The sequence below is a fragment of the uncultured Tyzzerella sp. genome (assembly GCF_963558545.1).
Taxonomy (GTDB): Bacteria; Bacillota; Clostridia; order Lachnospirales; family CAG-274; genus Tyzzerella.
Map to the genome: position 1 here is coordinate 1 of NZ_CAUWHO010000069.1, position 7,095 is coordinate 7,095.

Genomic DNA, 7,095 nt, shown 5'->3' on the forward strand with positions numbered 1-7,095 from the left:
CTCATTATTTTATAATTATTATTTTTTATGTATAAATATTTAATAAAAGGTTGTAGAAATTTCTACAACCTTTTATTATTAAATACAATTAAGATATAACTTATATTTTTAGAATAAAAATTATATACGGTTATTTGTATTAATTTTTAAGAATAAAAATATAAGTTATATCCGTTTTTTAATACAAAGTATTAAAAAATTTATTACATATTTATATTATTAGCAAATTCTTTACCAAAATTATATGCTTGTTCTTTTTGTTCTGCAGATGGATTTAAAGGTATTTTTAATGGTTCTACTGGCATTTTAAATTTAAGCTGTTTAAAACGCCCTTCTACATTAGTTATACCTGTGCCATTCCAACCATAAGAACCAAAAACACCTGCTTTTAAGCCCTTATGTACATTTGCATTAAGAGATACCAATATATCCCATACTGGAGGTAATGTATCATCTGCAATAGTAGGAGTACCTATTAAAAGACCTTTAGCAACACCTATATTAGCTAAAACTTCATCTTTATTAGCTACTTCAAGGTCATAAACTTTTGCTTTAATACCTGCTTCTTCTACACCTTTAGCAACTTCTTCTGCTAAAATTTTTGTGTAACCATAAGAAGATACATATCCTACTACTACTTCATCTATTTTATCATTTTTGCACCATTCTTTATAATATTCTACATATTTTTCTATATCTGTTCTAAGAACTGGACCGTGTCCTGGGCATATAGTTTCTATTTCTAAATCTTTAATTTTTTCTAAAGCATTTTTAATATACTCTTTAAAAGGACCCATTATACAGTCAAAATAGTATTTATACGAATCTAAGAAATCTCCTTCTATTAAATCGTTAAATACTTTTTCATCACAATAATGGCAACCAAAAGAGTCGCAAGTAAATAATGTTTTATCTTCTTTAATATAAGTATACATAGAGTCTGGCCAATGTAAAAAAGGAACACTTAAAAACGTTAAAGTTTTGTTACCAAGGCTTATTTCTTCACCCTCTTTTACTACTTGGCTTTTAAAATCTTTATTAGTTATTTCTTTTAAAAACTTAATTGCAAAAGCTGAACCTATTATTGTCATATTAGGGTTAATGTCTAATAGCTTTTCTATTGCACCTGTATGGTCTGGCTCAGTATGATTTACTACTAAATAATCTATTTTTTCTGGTGATGTTATTGTATTTAGTCTTTCTAAATATTCGTCAAAAAATTTACCTTTAGCAGCTTCTATAATGGCTGTTTTTTCACTACCTTTAACTACATAAGAGTTATAAGTTGTCCCATACTCTGTATACATAACAACATCAAATGTTCTAATGTCAAAGTCTAATGCTCCAACCCAAAATATATCATCTTTAACTTTTAAATAACCTTTCATTTATTTTACACTCCCTTTAAATATAATTATATCATTTTATTATCATTATTATATAATACAATATCCAACTAAAAAAGTCAAGTTTATTTAATAATTTTTTCACAAATTTTTTTTAAATAACTTATTTCTTCATTAGTTAAATATCTGTATTCCCCTATTTTTAAATTTCCAATAGATATTTTATCTATTTCTATCCTTTTTAAGCTAATTACTTTATGTCCTATGGCATCACACATTTTTCTAACTTGCCTATTTTTACCTTCTGTTATAGTTATTCTTAATGTGGAATATTTATTATCTTTTTCTAATATTTGTATGCTAGCAGGTGCTGTTTTATAATCATCTATAATAAGACCATTTTTAAATCTTTCTAGCTTTTCTTTGTTAGGTATACCATAAACTTTAGCAATATATACCTTTTTTATACTATGCTTAGGGTGAGTTAATTTATATGTTAAATCTCCATCATTTGTTAATATTAAAAGCCCAGATGTGTCATAGTCTAGCCTACCTACAGGTACAACACGCTCTTTGATATTTATATAATCAAAAACTGTTTTTCTATCAAACTGCTCCTTAGATGTTGTAACACAGCCCTCTGGCTTATTTAACATAATATAAACTTTTTTTTGTTCTATTTTTACAGGCTTATTTTTAAAATAAACTTTATCTCTTTTTTCATCTACTTTTAGCCCAAGCTCTGTAACTATTTTATTATTTACTAATACATCACCTGCTAATATATGCTCCTCTGCTTTTCTTCTAGAACATATACCACTATCTGCTAAAAATTTTTGTAGCCTAATCAAATTTTTATCCCCTTTATATTATATAAATTCTGAAAAAACAACATTAGAAAGGTCTATACCTTTTTTAGATAATTTTAAAAATCCATCTTCTTCTATTAAAAGTCCATTTTTTATAAATTTATCTATTTCTTTTTTGTATACACTGTCTATGTCAATATTAAACTGATTATAAAAATCTACTTTTTTAATACCTTGTGCCATTCTAAGCCCTAAAAACATAAACTCACTATACATATGCTTTTTTTCTAAAATTTCTATTTCTCTATTATTTTTAAAATTTATATAATCATTTAAATTATTTGTATTTACTATTCTTTTTTCATCTATTAAAGAGCTAGAACCAAGACCAAATCCTATATATTCTTTTCTAGTCCAATAAACTATATTATGTCTACATTGTTTATTATGCTTAGAAAAATTAGATATTTCATATAAATTATACCCATTTTTCTGTAAAATATCTATGGCCATATAGTATAATTTTCTGTCCATTTCATCACTAAATAATTCAAATTCACCTTTTTCATACATACTATAAAATTTAGTACCTTCTTCTAATATAAGGCTATATGTAGATATATGTTCAGGCTCTAGCTTAGTAATATTATTAAGTGTTTGTTCAAAGTCTTTTTCTGTTTGGCTTGGTAAAGAAAACATTAAATCTACATTAACATTATCAAACCCAACTTTTCTAATATTTTCATAGTTTTGTAGAAAATCTTCTATTGTATGTATTCTACCTATTTTTTTTAATAAATTATTTTGGTATGCTTGTAAGCCAAGGCTTATTCTATTTATATTACTAGCTTTAAAATGCTTAATTTTTTCATAAGATAATGTGCCAGGGTTTGCCTCTATTGTAAATTCTATGTCCTTATCTACATTAAATAATTTATATATTTTTTCAGATATATTGCCTATATACCCTATAGGCAATATAGAAGGTGTTCCTCCACCTATAAATATAGTTTTTATAATGTACTTATCTTTATTTAAAATAGCAAAATCTTCTATTTCTTTTATAAGTGCTATTTTATATTTTTCAAAATATTCTTCTTTACCTTTAAAAGATAAAAAATCACAATAAAAGCATTTTTCTGTGCAAAATGGTATGTGTATATATATGCTTAAATCTTTCATTATTCTTCTTCTAACTTTAATACACTCATAAATGCTGCTTGTGGCACTTCTACACTGCCAATTTGACGCATTCTCTTTTTACCTTCTTTTTGTTTTTCAAGAAGTTTTCTTTTACGGCTAATATCCCCACCATAACATTTTGCTAACACATCTTTTCTCATAGCACTAATAGTTTCTCTAGCTATAATCTTATTTCCAATAGCTGCTTGTATAGGTATTTCAAAAAGATGCCTTGGTATTTCTTTTTTAAGCTTTTCTGCCATTTTTCTACCTCTTTCTTGAGCAGAAGATTCGTGTACTATAAAGCTTAAAGCATCTACCACCTCTCTATTAACAAGCATATCTAATTTTACAAGCTTAGATTCAAAATAACCTATTATTTCATAATCAAAAGATGCATACCCTCTAGAACGAGATTTTAATACATCAAAAAAGTCATAAATAATTTCATTAAGAGGAATATTGTATGTTAAAACTGCTCTAGTTTCTTCTAAATATTCCATACCTATATATTCACCTCTTCTTTGTTGGCAAAGCTCCATTATAGTGCCTATATATTCACTAGGTAGCATAATCTCTGCTTTAACAATAGGCTCTTCCATTTTTGTTATAGTAGTAACGTCAGGAAAATCACTAGGGTTTGAAATATTTAGGCATTCTCCGTTAGTTAAATATATTTTGTATATAACACTAGGAGCAGTAGTAACAAGGTCTAAATTGTACTCTCTTTCTAACCTTTCTTGTATAATCTCTAAATGTAATAACCCTAAAAACCCACATCTAAAGCCAAAGCCTAAGGCAACAGATGTTTCTGCCTCAAACTGTAAAGATGCATCATTTAGTTGCAACTTTTCCAAAGCATCTCTAAGGTCTTGATATTTAGAGCCATCGGCTGGGAAGATGCCACAATAAACCATAGGGTTTACTTTTTTATATCCTGGCAAGCTTTCCTTAACAGGATTTTCAGCATCTGTTATCGTATCACCTATACGAGTATCTCTAACATTTTTTATACTAGCTGTTAAATACCCTACTTCCCCTGCTTTTAGTTCTTCTGTAGGTATAAATCTACCTGGTCCAAAAACTCCAACCTCTACAACTTCAAATTCTTTTTCTGTTGCCATAAATCTAACTTTTGTACCCTTTTTAACAGTCCCATCAAATACACGCATAAATACTATAACGCCTTTATAAGCATCATAAAAACTATCAAATATAAGTGCCTTTAATGGAGCATTTTCATCTCCTTGTGGTGCTGGTACATTAGATATAATTCTTTCAAAAACTTGGTCTATATTAATATCTGCTTTAGCCGATATTAAAGGAGCATCTTCTGCCTCTATGCCTATAATATCTTCTATTTCTTTTATGGCACGCTCAGGACAAGCACTAGGCAAATCTATTTTATTTATAACAGGTAATACCTCTAGGTTATTATCAATAGCAAGATAAACATTAGCCAATGTTTGAGCCTCTACACCTTGTGCTGCATCTACTACAAGTATAGCACCATCACAGGCTGCAAGGCTTCTAGATACTTCATAGTTAAAGTCTACGTGTCCTGGTGTATCTATAAGGTTTAATGTATATTCTTCCCCATCATTAGCTTTGTATATAAGCCTAACAGCTTGAGCCTTTATGGTAATACCTCGTTCTCTCTCTAAGTCCATATTATCTAAAACTTGAGCTTGCATCTCTCTTTCTGTTAAAAGCCCAGATTTTTGTATAAGCCTATCAGCAAGAGTAGATTTACCGTGGTCTATATGAGCTATTATACTAAAGTTTCTTATCTTTTCTTGTCTATTTAAAGCCATTTTTATCCTCCATTTTATTTTAATTTCAAATTATAATATTATAACATATTTTAAATAAAAAATCAAAATTTATTAGTTTTATATTTATAATTTTTACTAAATTACATATTTATTTTTGCACCATTTTCACTTGATGTAACTGTTATTTTATTTTGTACCCTATTTTTTATTTCTTCAACGTGAGTTATAATACCCACGCTTATGTCATTAACTTGCAACTGTTCTAGTGTATTTATCACTGTGTCTAGAGTATTATTATCAAGTGTACCAAACCCCTCATCTAAAAAGAATATTTCTAAGGGAGCTTTATTTTTTAATTGTATCTTACTAGATAAAGATAATGCAAGGCTTAAAGATGCCATAAAAACTTCCCCTCCAGATAAACTCTTAGGGCTTCTTGCTATGCCTCCATTGTAGTGGTCTTTTATAACAAAACTATTTTCTATAAGCTCTAAAGAATACTTACTTTGGGTCATATTAAAAAGTCTTTTACTAGCATCTATAACAATATGCTTTAAATGTGTGTTAGCCACATATTCTACAAAAATACCACCTTTGTTTAAATCATAAAGCTCTTTTAATAAGTCTAGCTTTTTTTCTTCTTCCTTTATTGTTTTTTCTATTTTTTCTATTTTTTTAAATAAATCTTCTTTTTGTTGTATGTCTATTTTTAGTTTAGTTATATTTTCTATAAGCTCACTATTTTTAACAGACAATTCCTTTTTTCTTCTAGCTATATACTCTACCTTTTCATTTAATATATTTATATCCGTTTCTTTTTCTTCATCTAAAATTTTAAATTCCTTTTCAATTCTTTTTATATTGTATATGTAATCATCAAATTTTTCTTTATAGCTTTTTATTTTTTCCTCGTATAGCTCTTTTTTATCCTTTTTATAATAACTTTGTAATATTTTATTTTTATCTTTAAACAGACTTTTTTCTATAAAATTATCTATATAAGCAGACTTTTTATTAATACTATCTTCATTTATCTTTAGCTTTAACAAGTTATCGTTTATATTTTTTTGTAGATTATCTTTTTCTTGTAATATTTTATCAAATAAATCTTTATATTTCTGTTCATTTATTAAAATATCATTTATATCTCTTTCTATTGTTATTATATATTCTTTAGGCTCTTTATTATAAGATAAACTTTTTATTTTTATATCAAAATCTCCTATATGTAATATTTTTTGTTGTTTTTTAGTTACTAAAGATATTTCTTCTTTTTCTAAATCATTAATATTATTTAAAATCTCAGTATTTTCGTTATCAATATTACTTAGCTCTTTGTTTATATCAACATATCTTTCATTATTTTTATTAATAATATTTTCTATATTTAATATATTTTCATATTTTTCATAAAAATTATCTGTTTTTAATAATACATAATATTTATCTAAATCATTTTTTATTTGGAGAAATAAATTGTTATTATTATCTAGCTCTTTTAATTTTTCTTGTTGCAAACTTACTATACTTTCATTAGATATTTTTATGCTATTTAACTGTTGATTTAGTTTATTTAGGCTTTCTTCATAATCATAAATATTTTTTAAAATATCATTTTCATTAAATATAAAATTATTATCACCACCATTGTAATTATCTATTTTGTATTTTATACCAATAATTTTTATATTTTCAATATTTTTATAAATTATACTATTTTTTAATTTTAATTTATTTATGTAGTCTATATTTTGTGTAAATTGTTGCTCATTTTTTATTTTTTCATTATTTAAACTACTTATTATATTATCAAAAATAATTTTGATAGGATTTGGGTGTTCTATTGCCCCACATAAAGGGCAAGGCTTATTTTCTATTAAATTTTCTGCCAAATCTTTTAAAAGCTCTTTATTTTCTTGTATTTTTATTTGAACAGTGATTTCATCTATTTTTTTCTGTATGTCTATATTTTTAGTTAATGTT

Annotated in this window: 5 protein-coding genes; all 5 read right to left on the bottom strand. The window is 26.0% G+C overall.

The window, feature by feature from the left end; genetic code table 11:
• Positions 1-203: 203 nt before the first annotated feature.
• Positions 204-1,388: an FprA family A-type flavoprotein gene (locus tag R5Z65_RS09075; protein ID WP_317368670.1), complete on the bottom strand. Its 1,185-nt coding sequence runs from the start codon at positions 1,386-1,388 to the stop codon at positions 204-206.
• A gap of 83 nt (positions 1,389-1,471) precedes the next feature.
• Positions 1,472-2,197 carry a pseudouridine synthase gene (locus tag R5Z65_RS09080; RefSeq protein ID WP_331678038.1) on the bottom strand — a complete coding sequence of 242 codons (726 nt, stop codon included), beginning with the start codon at positions 2,195-2,197 and terminating at the stop codon, positions 1,472-1,474.
• 18 nt (positions 2,198-2,215) lie between these two features.
• Positions 2,216-3,337: a radical SAM family heme chaperone HemW gene (gene hemW, locus R5Z65_RS09085; protein WP_317368671.1), complete on the bottom strand. Its 1,122-nt coding sequence runs from the start codon at positions 3,335-3,337 to the stop codon at positions 2,216-2,218.
• Positions 3,337-5,151, bottom strand: a complete 1,815-nt coding sequence (gene lepA, locus R5Z65_RS09090) for a translation elongation factor 4 (RefSeq protein WP_317368672.1) — start codon at positions 5,149-5,151, stop codon at positions 3,337-3,339. Before lepA ends, hemW begins: the two co-directional genes overlap by 1 nt.
• A gap of 101 nt (positions 5,152-5,252) precedes the next feature.
• On the bottom strand, positions 5,253-7,095 hold a 1,843-nt coding region (locus tag R5Z65_RS09095; RefSeq protein WP_317368674.1), incomplete at its 5' end, for an SbcC/MukB-like Walker B domain-containing protein.